Below are 18,262 nucleotides of genomic sequence, written 5' to 3' on the forward strand. Positions count from 1 at the left end.
ACCGACGCAATTTGGCGAATTTCACCCGACGCGAACAACCGGTATAAAGCTCGACTTTCACAGCATCAACAATCGCCGTGACCTGCTCTTTTTCACAGATTACCAGCAGAAGTACTTTTGGCAGGAGACGGATCTCCTTATTTTCCTCCGGTTCATACTCAAATGTCCCTTTCTGGATTCCAGAACCGAGTGCTTGAAATATCGTGACGCCGCCGACTCCAAGCTTTTCCAGGCAGTTGACGACAGCGGTACTCTTGTTTTGTGCGGCAATGATTTCAATACGGACTAACTCAGATGACATGATTGATAACTCCTTTGTACTAAAACAGGCAGCTTTCAAACAAAAACCGCATACGATGCCAGATACATGCACGCTCGTGCAGGTCCGATATCGTATGCGGCACCATTGTCGCAAAACAGCCTTTACAGATTTTTTGATTGTCACGATAAATAAACTGCATATTTCCTATTATCGACTTTTACATTTTACCATCATGACGTCATAACGTCTATTTCTTTTCTTCTGAAACGGCCTATTTCCAGCATGTATACAGAATATTTCATTCGCCCTTCTCGGCACCGTTTGCTTTCAGGAATTCTCCTGCCAATGCGCGGATAAATTGCTCCTGGTCATGAAGGCTGAAACAGGTGATGCCAAATGGATGGTCGTGGTCTTCGCTGTTTTCCGGAATTGCGATTGCTGCGAGGTCAAGAAGATTACAGTGGTTCGTATAAAGACCCATCTGACTGTTTGTCTCGACGGGATTTTCCCGCACCTCATCCCGCGTAAACGAACCACCAGCAGTTGGGAGCACTAGGACGGCGTTCTCAAGCAGCTGATTTGCCTGCTTGCGGTAAATACTCAACTGATGGAAGTCCTTGAAAAGCCTTGCAGCGCTCAACGCTTCGCGCCCACCGCTCTTGAGGATATTCTTCGTAACGGGAAAGATATCCTCCTCGTGAGCCGTGACGAATTCGCCGAGATCTGCCCAACGCTCTGCCACATAGGCACCATCGTAAAGAAGGCTTGCAGCCTTTGAGAAGAAGCTGGTATCGATGCACTCGATTTTGCTTCCAGATTGCTCTAAAAGACGGAGTGCATGCATCCACTTTATCTGGTAGTTCTCGGCCCAAGGTCCGTAGAATGTCGGCATATCCTTTGGGAGCAGAATCTTTGCCGGCAGACGTTTCACCTTGAGCGGAAGGTCTCTTGACCAAACACAGACCGGATCGAGGGCACGCGCTACTTGGTCGACGATTTCTACCTCCTCAAGCGAGTGTGCAAAAACCGTCACGCAGTCGAGACTCTGACAGGCTGGCACGACGCCGGCACTGGACCACGCACCGATTGGTGGTTTGTAGCCGATAAGGGTATTCAGCATCGCCGGCACACGCCCTGAACCTGCTGTATCGGTACCAAGAGAGAACGCTGCCTGCCCGAGTGCGACGCTGACAGCACTGCCGGAACTCGAACCGCCGCTGATGCATTCCGGTTGCCAGGCGTTCTGCACCTCGCCATACGGACTGCGTGTCCCAACAAGGCCCGTTGCAAACTGATCGAGATTCGTCTTGCCGAGTGGGATTGCACCGGCTTTGATCAGTCGATCGATAACGAACGCGCTTTTCCCCGGCGTATAGGAATACGAAGGGCAGGCGGCGGTCGTAGGGATTCCCTCAAGGTCGATATTATCCTTGATTGCAAATGGGATTCCCCACAGCGGATATTTCGAAAAATCCATCGGCGGGAGCCTTCTGAGGTATATCGTAATCCATTTTTCTTCTGGCGGCGTAATCCAGATTGGGTTGTCTTTATGCGCCTCTACGCGGGAAAGGATGGCAGAAAGGACATCTTCCGGCGTAAAGGCCTTGTGCTCGTACCCTGCTTTTAACGCAGGGATTGTCAGTATTTCTGGTACATTGTTCTTCATCAGATACCTCCTCCAGTGCGTAGAGATCATCTCATCCTGCCTCATAAGCAGCGAGGAGATCGCCTGCATTGACTGGACTGCCGGAATCAACGAAGATGCGGGACACCACGCCATCTTCTGACGCCGTAATTGGAATCTCCATCTTCATGCTTTCGAGCACAAAGAGCGTATCTCCTTTGGTGATTTTTTGGCCTTCCTTTACCTCTACCTTCCAAACACTGCCTGGGACATTGGCGGGGATGCCGTCTTCGCTGTCCTTGAGCTCGACTTCATTATGCACCGACTCTGGGACATCGGATACGAAGGTATCAAGCCCCTGCTCGTGCCACCTCTGACGCTCTGCTTCAAAAGCTGCCTCTTGATGCGCTTTGAATGCCTTCGCGCTATCCTCGATTGATGTGAGATATTCCTTGTATTTGCCGAGACTGAACGTCGTCTCTTCGACACGGATATCGTACTTGCCGCGCAAAAAGTCTTCGCGATACTGTAAGATTTCATCCGCGGAGCATGGGAAAAAGCGAATCTGATCGAAAAAATCAAGGAGCCATGGCTTGCCTTCTGAGAAGTACTTCGTCGTCTGCAGCGAATTCCACATCTGGATAGTACGGCCGACAAACTGATAGCCGCCAGGCCCCTCCATACCGTAGACGCAGAGGTATGCACCACCGATGCCAACGGCATTTTCTGGCGTCCATGGACGTGCCGGGTTGTACTTCGTCGTGACAAGGCGCTGGCGCGGGTCGACTGGTGTCGCGACCGGTGCACCGAGATAGACATCGCCGAGACCAAGTACGAGATAATCTGCCTGGAAGACGATATCCCGGACGTCGTCAATACTCGCAAGGCCATTGATGCGGCGAATGAACTCAGGATTGCTGGGACACCATGGCGCATCAGGACGCGTGGTCTCCTGATAGCGCTTTGCAGCAAGTTGTGTCTGCGGATCATCCCAGGAAAGCGGGAGATAGACAATGCGCGACGGGACTTCGATATCGTCGATATCACCGAGTCTCAAGAGGAGCTTTTCGACTTTTTCTGCCATCTTGCGTGCCGTGATTCTACTACAGTCAAAATGCACTTGAAGGGAGCGAATGCCTGGCGTCATGTCGATGATTGGAAGATTTTCTGTCTTCAGCGTCTCCATCAAAATATGGACGCAGAAGCGGAGAGCGATATCAAGCTCCATCTTGCCAATCTCGACGAGGATGTTTTCCTCACCATCGAGACGGATGTCATATGGAAGATCATCGGCCATGCCTTGTGCGAGGATTGCATCTATCGCATTGACCTTTACCGGCGCTGGCAGCGTGACGGCAGTATAGTCAAAAGCAATATTTTTCTCCTGCGCCTCGCGAAGCTCTGCTGCCTGCGCCTCATTTAGCAGCTGAAAATGGACCTTGTCACCTGGATGAAGCTGGCCCATCTTCCAGAGCTCGGCCTTAGCAAGTGTCACCGGACAGACGAAGCCACCAAGACTCGGTCCGTCCGGGCCGAGCAGGATGGACTGATCGCCGGTGAGATCGAGTGTGCCAATGGCATAGGCATTATCGTGTATGTTCGACGGATGAAGTCCCGCCTCGCCGCCATCCTCTCGTGACCACTCCGGCACTGGTCCATTCAGACGGACACCGGTGCGGGCGCTGTCGAAATTTACGGTGTATTCGGCACTCGTGAGGGTGGTCAGATAAGAAGCGGCGAGATATTCCTCCGTCGGCTGCGGACCGGGTAGTACACCAAGCGTCCAATGGTTTGTGATCTTTGGTGCATACTCCTCAGGGAAGGAGTCAATCGAGCCTGTCAGACATTTGTCGGTAAGATTCAAGACATCACCTGTGCGAAGCGCGCGGCCATTATGCCCGCCGAACTTTCCATCGACAAATGTCGACGTGCTGTCCATGACCTTCGGTATATCGAGGCCGCCCGCGACGAGGAGATATGTACGCATGCCCTGTTTTGCCGTGCCGAGCTTCAGCACACTGCCTGGCGATGCATTCGTTGCCTGATAAAGCGGCACGCTATCTCCGTCGAGCGTAGCATGCATCTCAGCGCCCGTCAGGCAGAACGTCGTCGTCGTACGGAAGCGATAGCTGCCGCCGCGCATCGTCATCTCGATGCCGGCCGCATTCTCATCATTTCCGAGAAGTCTGTTCCCGAGTCGAAAACTGTAAGCATCCATCGCACCGCATGTCGGCACACCGACTGTCCAGAAGCCGAGCATTCCTTTGGCATCCTGCACCGTGCTCTGAATACCGCCGTCGAGTACCTCGAGTGCATGCTCCTCCGGATGGAAGGTATCAAGCATCTTTGTAAAGAGCTTCCCTTCCTGATATGATTTCTCCTGAAAGAGTGAGGAAAGATATTCAAGATTCGTCGTAACGCCGTAAAGCTTCGTCGCCTTTATGACACGTTGCATCTCTTTCACGGCTGCCTCACGCGTAGGCTCATGAACAATAATCTTCGCAAGCATCGGATCGTAAAGCGGTGAAATCGTGATATGCGGCTTCACCCAAGTCTCGACACGCGCCTTTGGGTCGAAGCGGCAGTCGTCAAGGCGTCCGCTGCTCGGGCGGAAATCATTGCTGCAGTCCTCGGCATAAACACGGATCTCGATTGCATGGCCATTCGGTTTGCCTATTTTACTCGCTAAATCTCGGAGCTCTCCAGCTGCCTCGCGGATCATCCACTCAACAAGGTCGACGCCCATGACTTCCTCTGTGATGCCATGCTCGACCTGCAGACGCGTATTGACCTCAAGGAAATAAAAACCTTCGCTCTCTTCATCATAGAGGAACTCTACTGTTCCGGCATTCCGATAAGAAGCTGCATGCGCAAGGTTCACCGCTGCCTGATACATCTTCTGGCGCACATTGTCACTGAGATTCGGCGCAGGCGATTCTTCCACGACCTTCTGGTTGCGGCGCTGCACGGAGCAATCACGCTCGCCGATTGCAACGGCCTCGCCTTCTGCATTGCCGAAAATCTGGACTTCGACGTGACGCGCGCGGCGGACATATTTTTCAAGGAATACACCACTGTCCTTGAAGTTCACGGCAGCAAGATGCTTTACCGCATCGTAGTCACGACGCAAGTCTTCTTCGTTTTCACAAATACGGATACCGATACCACCGCCACCTGCCGTGCTTTTCAGCATGACCGGATAGCCAATCCGCTTTGCTTCCTTCACGGCCTCTTCAAGGCCGCTTAAAAGACCTGTGCCCGGCAGGAGTGGGACATTCGCGGACTCTGCCAGGGCACGCGCCGAATGTTTCAGACCAAAGCGCTGGATTTCCTCTGCCGTCGGCCCGATGAAGCGGATGCCGGCATCTTCGCAGGCTTTTGCAAAGTCGGTATTCTCGCTGAGAAATCCATAGCCAGGATGAATAGCTTCAGCATGCGTCTCCTTTGCAATCTTCAAGATTTTCTCCGCATCGAGATACGTCTCCTTGACCGTGCCATCACCAAGCGAAACGGCCTCATCGGCCTCGCTGACATGCAGACTATCACGGTCAGCCGTCGCATAGATGGCGACAGACTTCACGCCCATCTTCCGGAGTGTGCGCTCAATGCGCGTTGCAATAGCACCGCGATTTGCAATCAGAACTTTGGTAAACATTCAGACGCCCTCCTTCTCATTCATCCCAAATCAGCAGTCTTACTGGTGTCGGGTTGTAGGCATTGCACGGATTGTTAAGCTGCGGACAGTTGCTGATCAAGATGACGACATCCTCAAGAGCCTTCATCTCGACATATTTGCCCGGCGATGATACACCATCATCGAACTTCAGCCCGCCGGCCTCGGTGACCGGTACATTCATGAAAAAATTGATATTCGGGGCAAGATCGCGTTTCTTGATCCCGAAGCACTCATTTTCTGCAAGCTGCAACATGAAGTCATCGCGGCAACTCTGCATGTAGCGTTTATCACGTGAGTAGCGTACCGTGTTGCTCTGCGACGAACACGCCCCCCCTAGGGTATCATGACGTCCCGTCAAATCCGCTGTGATCTCGAGTAGCGGCTTTCCCGACTCTGCGCGAAGGATACTGCCCGTTGTCAGGTAGATATTCTTCTGCGCCGTAATCGTCGTGATAGCCCCGTAGTGATCCTCGACATTGTGCGCATCGTAAAACGTAGTATCGACTGCTTGATTGCCCTCGATGTCGACGATGCGGAATGACTGCCCCTTCTTCAGCTCATGAATCCAGCCAAGCCCAGCACCAATGCTCTCATCATAGATGGCATCTTCTACTTTTAAGTCGCTTTCTTTTTCAATGAGTCCGTACATGTTGCTCCTCCTTTATCTTTCCGTTCGTTATTTCAACCCCATCAGATTGAGGTAATCCCAGGTATTTTCAAAGGCACGATAGTTTTCCTGACGATGCTGTACGCAGGGATCCATCAGATCTGCCGGTGGAGCCTCGAACACATCGAGCTCAATTGGTACTGATGGATACGTTTCTGTCGGATCAAGCGGATTCGGCGTATTCGACACAATCAAGAGGACATCCATCTCCGTGCGAAGTGTTACCGTCGCATCCTTGGGACACCATTCGGTATCATAGTGCATACTGCCATCATCCTTGACAAATACTTTTGAAAAGAGGTTAACACACGGAACGAGGTCGCGTGTCGAAAGACCATTGCGCACGAGCTCAACTTTGAAGTTCTCATCACCAGCGCGATAATAGTCGTTACGGTTTTCCTGATAGCTCGTCTTGCCGTATTTCTCATCTGTCATCATGCGTGTCGTCCAACCAGAGATGGAGTCGTGCCAACCGAGACTGTCCTGCGTGATACTTGCAAGCACGCGGCCATTATCGCTCATCAGAACATTTCCCGCCGTAAGATGCGCAGTAAACTGTGCTTTCAGCGTATCCGGCATATTGTAGCGCTCTGTCAGATCATGCAGGTTATATAAAAGGAGCGAGACATTTGCATTCGGGCCAAGTGCCTTGAAATGAAGGTAGCGGTTACGCCCAATTGGACTAGACCATTTTTCACCAGGATGAAAGGTTTTGGAAAAAATCTTCTGCATAATAAAAGGCCTCCCTTTCGGATTATCAGGCTGGATCAGAATCAAAAGCCGTCGGGCTTTTTCCTTCTGTCACATTTCATACCTAGACTATAATCCGTTTAGGAGACCCTTTCTATGGTCCGAAAAGGGGATTTAAATCGCTTCCTTTGCCGCAAAAGTAGCACCTTCTTCTACTTTCGTACACCTGCCCTGCATCAAAAGATGCAAGAGCTGCATGCGGCTGTTGACTTTTGTCTTACTGAAAAGATTGTAGATGTGCTTCTTGATTGTCGAGAGACTGACGACAAGTATCTGGCAGATTTCCTGGTTTGAGAGTCCTTCCGCCATCAAAGCGAGTACCTCTTCCTCTCGGCCCGTCAGATGATAGGCTTTTGCGAAAGAAGCGACACGTTCCCTGAAATCCTGCTCTCTTGATGGTGCCATCGCACGAATCAGCATATTTTCAATATGTTTCCGAAGAACAGAGAGAACCTCGATATTCTGCTGCGTAAAATTGCCGAGCTGTGCTCTCCGGAAAAGGCTGAAAGCTGCAATTTTCTTTCCTCCATGCTGAATCATCAGTCCGCATCCATAGGGGATATCCGCCTGCTTCAAGAAGCTCTGATAAAACTCCGTCTTCTGCCGAATACTGTTGTCGATGATGTCCGTATCCCGATAAACCGTTGTCTCCTGTGCCATATCGCCGACATAACGCATGTAGTCCTTTTCATAATAAGTATGCAGGTATTGTCGGATTTCCTCGTTTGACATTCCGAAGAAGACACTATTTTCCCGGTCAACCTTTTCCTCTTCATCAAGCAGCAGAAGAAATCCTTTTGTATATGGAATCAGTATGCGGATAATGCGCATCAGCTTGTTTGTCAGTTGCGCAAGATTTTCCTGTGCATAAAGTTCCAGCAAAACATTGTTGACTGTCAGCCACTCAGATTCCTTCAGCATTGTAAATCCCTCCTGATAAGAAGTTGCTTCCATACAAAAATAATAAAGCCGCACAGGAGACGTCTGCAGCATATCACTGCACCCATCCCTATGCGGCACCATTGCCAGACGCTTTCGCGCCAGATTTTGTTCTATTCCATTGTGGAAGAAACATATTTCTGTTATATGAAGATATAATAGCACCATCTACTACGAAAGTCTACTTTTTTTGAAACACTTCATCCAATCTTCTTTTCCTATCTTCTTTCGACTGAGAACAAGGTGTACTTTAGTAGCAGAAAAGTATGCTTTGGTAGCAGTATATCGCATCTTTTTCCCCATTGTGAAAAAGGAGACAATGTGGAATAATCACTTCATAACGAAGCAGGAGATTTACTCCTGCCACAATCCATTAGTGGAGGAGGAAACGCGCATGCAAAACAAAATCAGCCTGTTTGGCGCAGTGTCAACCGGTATCGGGATGATTATCGCGACAAGCTGCTTTATCCCGCTCGCTTCAGGGGCGAGCACAGTCGGTATCACGTTCATCATTGCTCTAATCCTTGTGTGCATGGTGAATATGATGGCCGCAGGTTCCATCGCAGAGTTGAATGCCCTGATGCCAAACCTTACCGGCGGTCTCGCCCAGTACACGCTCGTCGGCCTTGGCCCATTCGTAACAATCGTCGTCATGGTCGGTGGCTACATCATCAGCAACGTCTTTGCGGCACCTGCCGAGGGTGCAATGTTTGCAAACGTCATGGCAAACTTTATCGGCGGCGACATTCCGACCTCGGTCTACAGCGTCGCACTGACGATTGTGCTGATTTTCATCAACCTGCGCGGTATGACGATGTCGGCTCTTGTACAGACCGTCATCGCATCCTTCATGGTTATCTCTCTCTTTCTGCTTGGCCTGATTGGCGCCCTGGGACTTGGTACTGGTATCGAGGTCAATCAGCCGCCTGTCCTATCCTTTTCTCCGGGTGATATCTTCCCGCTGATGACGACCGCATTCTGGCTCTTCATCGGTTCTGAGTTCATCGTACCCTTGGGAAAGGATATGAAGAACCCGAAGCGCAATGTCCCTCGCGCGATGATCATTTCCCTCGCAATCATGGGCATCATCCAATGTGTCATGGTTCTCGGCTTCTCCCACTATACCCCTTGGGCTGCCGTCGGCGCAGACGACTCCCCGCACCTTCTCTACGCGACAGCGCTCCTCGGTGAACCGGGTCGCTGGTGGATGATCGTCGCTGCCCTTTTTGCCGCTGTCAGCACGCAGAACTCAATCATTTGCTCCGTCGCAGAAATCTGCTGTGGCATGGCAAAAATCCGTCTCTTGCCTGCCATCTTTCAGAAAAAGAACAAATATGGCGCGCCATACCTCATCATCTGGCTGCTTGGTATCGCGACAATCCTGATTGAGACGACCGATATCAGCAGTGGTGAAGCGATTACATTCCTGATTCTTTGCTCGTCCCTCTTCTGGATGGTCACCTATATCATCTGCCACGTCAATGTCATCATTCTCCGCAAGAAAATGGCACAGGCACCGCGCAGCTTCAAGATGCCACTCTTCCCACTTTTCCAGGCAATCGGCATCATTGCGACGATATATATGATCTACTACATTTCGACCGATCCCGATGAGCGGATGCTGATCTTCAAGCTCACATTTGCCCTCTTCCTCGCTATCGGCATCTGGGCACTTTATTGGGTCCGCTATCACCTGCATCTTCCAATCTTTCGCCACATACCACTTCCCCAGGTCATGGCAATGGAAAATCCAGCCTATTACCTGACGCGCCATCCGGAAGAACTCCACCCGAATAAATAATCCATGAAAACAAAAATCACCTGTAAATCGAGCAGTCATACTGCTGCCCTTACAGGTGATTTTTCTATGAAATCAGTAGTTTTCCCTATAATACCACGGCTGCCCGTTCAAGATCAGACTGTTTCCGCATTACCTTGTTCCATTCTTCGGCACGGACGGGGCCTGGAATCGCAGCCTAGACCATCTGAAAGGAAATCCTGCCCTGCCCCATCCCATGGCCTCACCTATGGGATGTAGATTTTATTGACTTCAATAGGATTGTTGCACCATAATCATAATAGGGGTATACCTACCAGAAGTGCCAGCCGCTCACCCCATGAATGCTATTCCATTTTATCACGCTGAAAGGACGAAACGCGACCATGACCGACTTCGACTACACGTCTCTTGACCGATTCAAGGCCGATATGTCCTGCATCGCCAGCACACTGCCGCCTGACGTGCTCGACAACTACAACCGCGACTTCGACATAACGTATGCCCACGACTCCACCCAGATTGAAGGCAATACGCTTTCCCTTGTGGAAACGAAGGTGCTGCTCGATGACGGCATTTCCATTGGCGGCAAGAAGCTCCGTGAGGTGTACGAGGTCACGAACCACGACCGCGCCTTTACCTACGTTCGCCAGCTTATCCGAGAAGCCCGCCCGCTGGATGAAGAACTCGTGAAGGACATCCACGAAATCCTGATGCAGAACATCATACCAGGCGGCATCTACCGTCCCCATGCCGTGCGCATCATCGGCGCGTCGCATCGTCCGCCCGAACCATACGACATGCTTCAACAAATCAGGTTCTTCTTTGCGGACATGCCAATCAACAGGAAGAACATGCATCCCGTAGAGTTTGCCGCATGGACGCACGCTGAGTTTGTGCGCATCCACCCGTTCGCGGACGGCAACGGCAGGACATCCCGCATAATCATGAACTACCAGCTCATGGCAGGCGGCTTCCTGCCCATCTCCATCAAAGCCGAGAACCAGTTGCCCTACTACATCGCTCTCGACCAATACGCTACAAAACGAAACCTTGTGCCCTTCCTGACACAAGTCTACGGCCACGAGAACGCAACCCTGCGAGACTTTATCGCCAGATATGAGGAAAGTGCTATACACGATTGGCGATCAAATACGCCACGGCATAGAAAATAGCCCGTCCTATCCTGCTGATTACAACAGCAAAAAAAGACGGGCTTCCATCATAAAATTTCGTTTATCAATAGTGCGGATGGAGACGAACATACTCGACAGGACGGCTCCAGTCAACGCTGACATCCGTGGCTTCCCAGAGGCGGGTCAGGGCCGTCTGCAGACTCTTGACGTCGGCCTGCGGGTCAATCGTCTCGTGCGTGAAATCCATCAGCGTCTCATGCGGGACATTGATCTGATGCGTCTTGCCGAGGTAATCCTCCACGCGCTTCCTGCCTTCCTCATTGGCCAAATGAACCGTCGCCTTTTTCTGATCGGCGTCGTAATCAATCCAGCCGAGGTCCTTCTGATAGCTGATTGCCACGCTGTACGTAATTGCCATGTTTTATTTCTCCTTTTACGCGTGCCATGGGCACGATTTTTTTCGGTTATCGAACGCTAAAAACCTGTTTCCGTCCTATAATTATAAAGGATTTCGCTGTTTTCTACAACCTGCCTTGCCGTCCGATTTGTCAAGTCTTGCACCTGTATATTTTTTATGATATTATACATACAAAGAAGGATAAGCCTGGGGTGTGCGTGAGCTTTATTAGTGTCTAACCTACATTTTTCCTAGGGAACCTGATTTGATTCCGACGTATGTTCGCCTCGGCGAATGCAGAAACCGGACTTAAGGTACCCACCTGCTATTCGCAGGTTTTAGGCATTTAAAGCGAACGGCACTCTGGACCCCTGCTTTGAAGAGGGATTGCTACAGGATTGCGGCAGTCCCTCTTCGCGTATCAGAAAGCGGGCACAAAAGCAACTCGAGGGAATTGCTTTTGTGCCCGCTTTTTTCAGCCGCGAAACAATTCGCGAATCTCTTCTTCGGTGAGCTTTGACAAGAAATTCTCGCCAGGTCGTATCATCTGGTCGATCAGGGATTTCTTGCGCTGCTGCAGCTGGTAGATTTTTTCTTCTACCGTGTCTTTCATGATGAGCTTGACCACCTGCACATTGCGTTTTTGTCCGAGGCGGTAAGCGCGGTCCGTCGCCTGGTCTTCGACGGCCGGATTCCACCAGGGGTCGAAATGGACCACCATGTCGGCGCCAGTGAGATTGAGTCCCGTTCCGCCTGCTTTGAGCGAAATGAGGAAGAGCGGCGTGCTGCCATCATTGAATTTCTTGACGAGATTCATGCGCTCCAGAGCCGGCGTCGCTCCATCCAGATAGAGAAAAGCCAGGCCGAGCTGGCGCAGGCGCGCGGCGATATGCGAAAGCATGGTCGTGAACTGCGAGAAAATCAGCAGGCGATGGCCGCTAGCCACAGCGTCGGCCACGAGCTCCTCGAGAAGATCCAGCTTACCCGAGCCGCCGTCGTAGTTCTCGATGAAGAGCGACGGGTCACAGGCAATCTGGCGCAGGCGCGTGAGGATGGCGAGGATGCGGATGCGATTGTCACCGCTGTTCATATCACCAAGCTCAGCAGCAAAGGTTTTCTGGCTTTTCATGAAGTAAGCACGATAGACCTTCGCCTGCTTCGGCGTCATCTCGCCGGCAATCTGCCGTTCCACTTTATCGGGCAGCTCGCGCAGGACGTCCTTCTTCATGCGGCGCAGGATGAAGGGCATGACGCGGCGCCGGAGTTCCTGCATCGCCGTCTTATCCTCCGAGCGGACAATCGGCACTTCAAAATGCTGCTTGAAGCGCGCGTGACTGAAGAGATAGCCGGGCATCAGGAAGTCGAAAATCGACCAGAGCTCCGTCAACGTATTCTCAATGGGTGTGCCGGTCAGCGCAAAGCAGCTGCCCATCGAGAGCTTCTTGACGGCGCGTGCGCTCTGCGTGGCAGGGTTCTTGATGTGCTGGGCTTCGTCCAGGAAGACGTAGCGGAATTTCTTCTGTCCGTACAGTGCGATATCGCGCTTGATCATATTGTACGTCGTGACGAGGACGTCGCTCTGCATCGCGCGTTCCAGCTGGACCGTGCGCTCTGCCTTCGTGCCGGTCACGGCGCAGGCCGAAAGAGACGGTGCAAAGTGATGGATTTCCTCAAGCCAGTTGTAGAGCAGTGACGTCGGCACCACAACCAGCGAAGGCGGCTGTGATGCATCCTTGCGCGCCAGCAGGAACGCGATGACCTGCAGTGTCTTGCCGAGGCCCATATCATCCGCGAGGATGCCGCCAAGGCCGTAAGATGCCAGCGTGGAAAGCCACTCAAAGCCTGTGACCTGATAATCGCGCAGGACATCGCGCAAGGATTCCGGAACATCAAAATCGCCGTCCTGCGGGTTGCGGATATTGCGCACGATTTCGCGAAAACGCCGGCTGCGCACGAGCTGCAGGCTCTCATCCTCCCGGGCCAGCGTATCGAGGTACATGGCCTCTGAGAGCGGCAGTTCCACCTTGCTGCCGTCCTGCGGATGTCTTTTATCGAGTCCCGTATTCTCGACAAAATCCGCCAGTGACTGCAGCTGCTGTTCCCCCAGCGTCACGAAGCTCCTGTCCTTCATACGATGATAGCGCTTCTTCTGACGATAGGACGCCAAGATAGACAGGAGTTCCTCGAAGTCGAGGCCCTTCATGTTGAAGGTCACTTCGAGCAGATTCGCATCATTGACGCTGACGCCGGCTGAGATCTTGGGCAAGGGACGAACGGGGCGTTTCTGGAAGAGTTCGGCGTAAAAGACTTCCACCCAATCGGGCAGGGCCGGCAGACCTTCAGTGAGAAAGGCATAGCTTTGCTCCTCCTCTTCCTGTACCAGCCGGTCGCCCTGCTGATGAAAGCCGAAGGCTGCGAGCTGCTGCAAGAGACGCTGCTCTTCCTGCTCATTGCGCACAAGGATACGGCCGCCTGCCTGCGGAGGCATCTGCTCCAGGATTGGATTGAAGCGCACGTCATCGTAGCAGAACAGCAGCCGTATGGCCAGCCCTTCGCCTTCGTAATCGATGTAAAGCTCCGCCGTCAGCGGCGTCAGGCAGTAGCGTTCCTGGAAAACCGGATCGACATGGAGTTCGATGACATGATCGAGCTGCGGCATGACCTCGCCAAAGAACCGCGATACGTCGGCCGCGTCGAGATGAATGAGGCTCCGAGACCAGAAGGCCTGCAGCAGGGGCTTGATGAGACGGGAAAAAGCCGGACTTTCCCGATAAATGCGGCCATCCTGGTAAAGGAAGCGGCAATCGTTGTCAAGGGGCACCATATCACCCGTCTCCAGCCGGATACTGCCGCCATCATCCTGTGCCATGACGTCCAGCGAAATCTCCGGGTCTCCAGCAGACAGGCAGACATCAATGGCGTCGCTGCCGCAGATATGAAGTTCAAATCGCTCCTCTCCCACGAGCTCGAGAAACGACTGCAGTGCACTGGCTGACAGATAAAATTTCTTATGCTCAAAGTACTGGCTGCGATGGAAGGTATTGAGATAAGCCCGCTCCGCTATCCCCTGTGCCAGGCTCTGCTCATCGCGCCGGGCCTGCATCATCAGGCGCCAGATGCCCTCTGAAATGCGGTCTGCCCATCGCAGACCGGCAGTCTGGATTGTCGTATGGCGTCCGAGTTCCCATTCCTGGCCGTTTTCCACAGCCCGCACGAAACCGAATACGTCGCGCAGGATGTACAGGCGGTCCGTGCCAAGACGGAATTCGAGCCAGCACGTCATATCCCCGGCCCGGCCATCCACAAAGAGGCGCGGCACGAGGTAGACGGAATCCTGGACAGCAGCGTAAGCGCCATGCCTGCCCGCAAACATCTCGAGGAGCTGACGGCCAGCACCATCCGTGCTGCGCGGGCGTTGTTTCACGTCCGCCTTTGGGCGCATCTCCCCATTTGCCGAGGGAGCCGGCAGGCTGGCATCGGCGTGGGCCGCAGCATAATCCCGCTGGAAACATTCGATATCCTTGAGTGCCGCCACGACGTGCTTGCAGACGCCCATATAGCGCATGGCAGCCGGGCAGGTGCAATGATACTGTTCGACTTCGCTCAGATCCTTTGTCAGGACGATATGTACTTCATAGTCATGGCTGCCGGCTACCACAGCAGAAAAGCGGCATCCCTTATGGTCCGTTTGCACGAGTTCACGGACACGCCCCTGCCTGAAGTAACGCATGCCACGCTCATAGGCCGCATCCGTCGCAATGGAACGGATCTGGATATCACTGAGCAATCGTTCTCCCTCTCTTTCCTGTTTTACCCGTCCTGCCGGGTCCCGTAAGAGAAACGGGCCGTCATTGGGGAATACGCTTTTTTCTCAAGGCTCTCTATGCTAAGATTAAGATAAAGAAATCCTGCAATGAAAGCCCATTTTTCATTGTAACATATTTTAAGAATCAGCAAAGGACTTATCCCATGAACGAATCAAAACTTCCGAAGAACGCACGTATCCTGATCGTGCGGCTCAGTGCCATCGGCGACGTGCTCCACTCCACGTCCGTCGTCCACAATCTCAAGCGGCTCTGCCCGAGCTGCCACATCACCTGGCTCGTCAGTCCGCCGGCCAGCCTCCTGCTCGAGGGCAATCCCGACATCGACCGCCTGCTCGTCTGGGACCGCCGTCCCTTTGATGACGCGGCCCGTCATCTGGATGTCCGCAGGCTGTACCATGCGCTGAAGGAGGCACGCCGGCTGCTGGCACCGTACACATTCGATATCGCGCTCGACATCCAGGGGCTCTTCCTCTCAGGACTGCTGACCCATATGAGCCATGCCCCGCGTCGCATCGGCATCCATGAGCGCCATGAGGGCAATTTCCTCTTCATGACGGAGATGGCCCCCGACATCCCGGACCGCCATAAGATCCGGCGGTACATGACGGCACTCTATCCGCTCGGCATCGAAGCAGGCGACTTCAGGCCGGGACTCGTGCTGAATCTGCCCGAAGAAGCGATACATTTTGCGCAAACACTGCTTGCAAAGCACGGCATCGTGAGCCATAATCCCGCACGGCCGCTGCTACTCGTCAACGTGCGCACGACCTGGCCGGACAAGAACTGGCCGCCGGAGTACTTCGGCAGGACCCTGAGCGATCTGCCATCTGACATCCAGATTGTCTTCACCGGCGCGCCGGCAGACGCGCCCTATATTGAAATAGCGCAGCGGACCATGGGCTCCCGCCCGTCGCTCTCACTTGCCGGCAGGACCAATCTCCTGCAGCTGGCCGGCGTATTCCACGAAGCCGACCTGCTGCTGACGGGCGATACGGGCCCGCTGTACATCGCAGAAGCTGTGGGGCTGCCGACGCTCTCACTCTGGGGGCCGACACATCCTGATATCTACGGGCCGCTGACCAAAGGCCATCATTTCATCCTGACGCCCAATGACTGCCATGCCTGCTGCAAAACAAAATGCAGGCATAAGACAAATGCCTGCATGAATGCCATTGAACCGTCTGTCGTGAAAACTGCTCTGCTGAACCTGCTGGAACATCCCACAGGCAAAGCCTGATGCCATCAGCCGCCCGACTGGAAGGTAACGGTTACGCTCGTGCCTTTATCCACGAGCGTATTGGCGGGAATGTTCTGCGAGACGGCATAGCCGGAGCCCTCTGGATCACAGCTCAGGCCGCGTTCCGAGGCCAGCTGGGCCGCCTCCCGCAGGCTCTTGCCCGAAAAGTCCGGTACGACAACCTTGCCTTCCGGCACTTCACCGGTGTAGGTGGCCGTCGTCTTCGGCTTGGCCTGAGCAGCCTTCTGGTTCATCCCGGCAAAGGGATCGCTCGAAGGCTCGATGTGCATGTAGCGGAAGAGCTGCGTGAAGATGCGCTTGGCCACCGGCGCAGCAATCTGTCCGCCGTAGTAATTGCCGGTTCCCGGATCGTCGATGATGACGAGCACCGTAACGCGCGGATCCTCTACGGGTGCAAAGCCGCAGAACGAAGCGATGTAACGCCCGTCCATGTAGCCCGTGCCATCCGGGCGGATCTTCTGCGCCGTACCGGTCTTGCCGGCAATGCGGTAGCCCTTGACGGCAGCTTTCTTGCCGCCGCCGCTCGCGACGACCTGCTCCAGGAGGCCCACGAGCGTTTTATCCGTGGCCGACTCGATGGTACGGCGCACTTCCGTCGTGCCCTTTTCCTCGTAGACCGAACCGTCGGCATTCGTGATTGTCTTGACGATATGCGGCTTGAGCAGCACGCCGTCATTCGCGATGGCTGACATGGCCGTGACGAGCTGCAGCGGCGTAACGGCAATACTCTGGCCGATGGACATCGTGGCCGTATCGGAATCCCGCATATCATCGGGGTTGAAGAGCAGGCCGCTCTCCTCGCCCGGCAGCTCGATGCCCGTCGGCGTGCCAAAGCCAAACAGCTTGGCGTATTCCGTGAGCTTGTGCGCGCCGAGGCGCAGGCCGACCTGGGCAAAGCCCGTGTTCAGCGACTGCTTGACGACATCGGTGAACGTGACCGTGCCGAAGCTCGTGCCGCTCCAGTTCTGGATGCGGCGGCCGGAAACCATGACGTAGCCGGGGTCGACGAAGACCTGATTCGGCGATACGACCTTTTCCTGCAGCGCGGCTGCGGCAACGACGGACTTGAAGGTCGAGCCCGGCTCATAGATGAAGGATACCGCCTTGTTCTTCCAGACCTCCGGCTGATAGTCCCAGAAGCGGTTGGGGTTGTACGACGGACGCGAAGCCATGGCCAGGATCTCTCCCGTCTTGGGATCCATGACCACGCAGGTGATGCCCTTCGGATTGTTTTCTGCCATGGCCCGGTCAAGTTCCTGCTCGACGATGAACTGGATGGAGCTGTCGAGCGTCAGCTCGACGCTCTTGCAGTATTCCCCCTGATAGCTGCGCTGACTCGAGAAGATGGAGTCGAGGATTGGCCGGTTCTGACGGTCCGTCGTCAGGAATTTCTCCTTGACCTCGCCCTTGAGCAGGCTGTCGAGGCCCTGCTCGATGCCGTCAAGGCCCTTGTCATCCGTGCCCACGAAGCCGATGACATTGGCCGCCAGCATATCATTCGGATAGTAGCGCTTGGCCTCGTCGCGGAAGCCCAGGCAATCCGTGTATTCGTTTTCCCGGATCATCGCGCGGACCTGCTCGTATTCGTCATGCTCCATGCGGCGCTTGATCCAGACGAAGCCGCCGCCGACATTGATGTCGTCGAGGATCTCCTGTTCCGGCATATTGATGAGCGGTGCCAGATTGGCTGCCAGCTCATCGGGGTCTTTGACATGGTTGGGATCCACATACAGCGATTTCGTCATGACGCTCACGGCCATCTCGCGTCCGTTACGGTCCAGGATGGTGCCGCGCGGCGACTGGATGGCAAAATCCGAGCCAACCTGCTCGCGCATGCGCTGCGCCAGATTGTCCCCCTGCACCAGCTGGAGCCAGGCATAGCGGAGCACCATGACGCCAAAAAGCGCCCCCAGTATATAGACCATGCCCAGGATATGCTTTTGTATCCT

Annotated in this window: 12 protein-coding genes and 1 other RNA gene; 4 read left to right on the forward strand and 9 right to left on the reverse strand. The window is 53.8% G+C overall.

The window, feature by feature from the left end; all coding sequences use genetic code 11:
• The 6 genes from DWZ54_RS11365 to DWZ54_RS11390 all read right to left on the reverse strand — a co-directional run.
• Positions 1-301 (reverse strand): P-II family nitrogen regulator (locus tag DWZ54_RS11365; RefSeq protein WP_147369924.1); only part of this gene is annotated, 301 nt, incomplete at its 3' end.
• Between the two features lie 259 nt (positions 302-560).
• On the reverse strand, positions 561-1,928 hold the full coding sequence (locus DWZ54_RS11370) for an allophanate hydrolase (RefSeq protein WP_118476438.1): 1,368 nt from the start codon (positions 1,926-1,928) through the stop codon (positions 561-563).
• 31 nt (positions 1,929-1,959) lie between these two features.
• Positions 1,960-5,541 carry an urea carboxylase gene (gene uca / locus DWZ54_RS11375; RefSeq protein WP_118476440.1) on the reverse strand — a complete coding sequence of 1,194 codons (3,582 nt, stop codon included), beginning with the start codon at positions 5,539-5,541 and terminating at the stop codon, positions 1,960-1,962.
• 16 nt (positions 5,542-5,557) lie between these two features.
• Entirely contained in the window at positions 5,558-6,211 is a 654-nt protein-coding gene (locus tag DWZ54_RS11380) for an urea amidolyase associated protein UAAP2 (protein WP_118014911.1), read from the reverse strand.
• 27 nt (positions 6,212-6,238) lie between these two features.
• Positions 6,239-6,961, reverse strand: a complete 723-nt coding sequence (locus DWZ54_RS11385; protein WP_118014910.1) for an urea amidolyase associated protein UAAP1 — start codon at positions 6,959-6,961, stop codon at positions 6,239-6,241.
• A 132-nt stretch (positions 6,962-7,093) separates the two neighbouring features.
• Positions 7,094-7,900 (reverse strand): response regulator transcription factor, encoded by an 807-nt coding sequence (locus DWZ54_RS11390; RefSeq protein ID WP_158558755.1) that lies wholly within the window; start codon positions 7,898-7,900, stop codon positions 7,094-7,096.
• A gap of 412 nt (positions 7,901-8,312) precedes the next feature.
• Between DWZ54_RS11390 and DWZ54_RS11395 the strand changes: the two genes are divergently transcribed.
• On the forward strand, positions 8,313-9,719 hold the full coding sequence (locus DWZ54_RS11395; RefSeq protein ID WP_233541700.1) for an APC family permease: 1,407 nt from the start codon (positions 8,313-8,315) through the stop codon (positions 9,717-9,719).
• Between the two features lie 320 nt (positions 9,720-10,039).
• A complete protein-coding gene (locus tag DWZ54_RS11400) occupies positions 10,040-10,870 on the forward strand; it encodes a Fic family protein (RefSeq protein WP_199663387.1) in 831 nt (276 codons plus the stop codon).
• Positions 10,871-10,934: 64 nt separating this feature from the next.
• Here DWZ54_RS11400 and DWZ54_RS11405 read toward each other — a convergent pair whose 3' ends face one another.
• Positions 10,935-11,249 carry a hypothetical protein gene (locus DWZ54_RS11405; RefSeq protein ID WP_118476444.1) on the reverse strand — a complete coding sequence of 105 codons (315 nt, stop codon included), beginning with the start codon at positions 11,247-11,249 and terminating at the stop codon, positions 10,935-10,937.
• A 180-nt stretch (positions 11,250-11,429) separates the two neighbouring features.
• Here DWZ54_RS11405 and ssrS point away from each other — a divergent pair.
• A non-coding RNA gene (gene ssrS, locus DWZ54_RS11410) (6S RNA) lies at positions 11,430-11,602 on the forward strand.
• A 101-nt stretch (positions 11,603-11,703) separates the two neighbouring features.
• On the opposite strand, the gene DWZ54_RS11415 is transcribed toward ssrS, so the two are convergent.
• Positions 11,704-15,015 (reverse strand): DEAD/DEAH box helicase, encoded by a 3,312-nt coding sequence (locus DWZ54_RS11415; protein ID WP_199663389.1) that lies wholly within the window; start codon positions 15,013-15,015, stop codon positions 11,704-11,706.
• A 182-nt stretch (positions 15,016-15,197) separates the two neighbouring features.
• On the opposite strand from DWZ54_RS11415, the gene DWZ54_RS11420 reads away from it, so the two are divergent.
• A complete protein-coding gene (locus tag DWZ54_RS11420) occupies positions 15,198-16,292 on the forward strand; it encodes a glycosyltransferase family 9 protein (protein ID WP_118476446.1) in 1,095 nt (364 codons plus the stop codon).
• A 5-nt stretch (positions 16,293-16,297) separates the two neighbouring features.
• Here the strand turns inward: DWZ54_RS11420 and DWZ54_RS11425 are convergent, their stop codons facing one another.
• Positions 16,298-18,238 (reverse strand): penicillin-binding protein, encoded by a 1,941-nt coding sequence (locus DWZ54_RS11425; protein ID WP_233541701.1) that lies wholly within the window; start codon positions 18,236-18,238, stop codon positions 16,298-16,300.
• Positions 18,239-18,262 lie beyond the last annotated feature (24 nt).

This window comes from Mitsuokella sp. AF33-22, assembly GCF_003475755.1.
Taxonomy (GTDB): domain Bacteria; phylum Bacillota; class Negativicutes; order Selenomonadales; family Selenomonadaceae; genus Mitsuokella.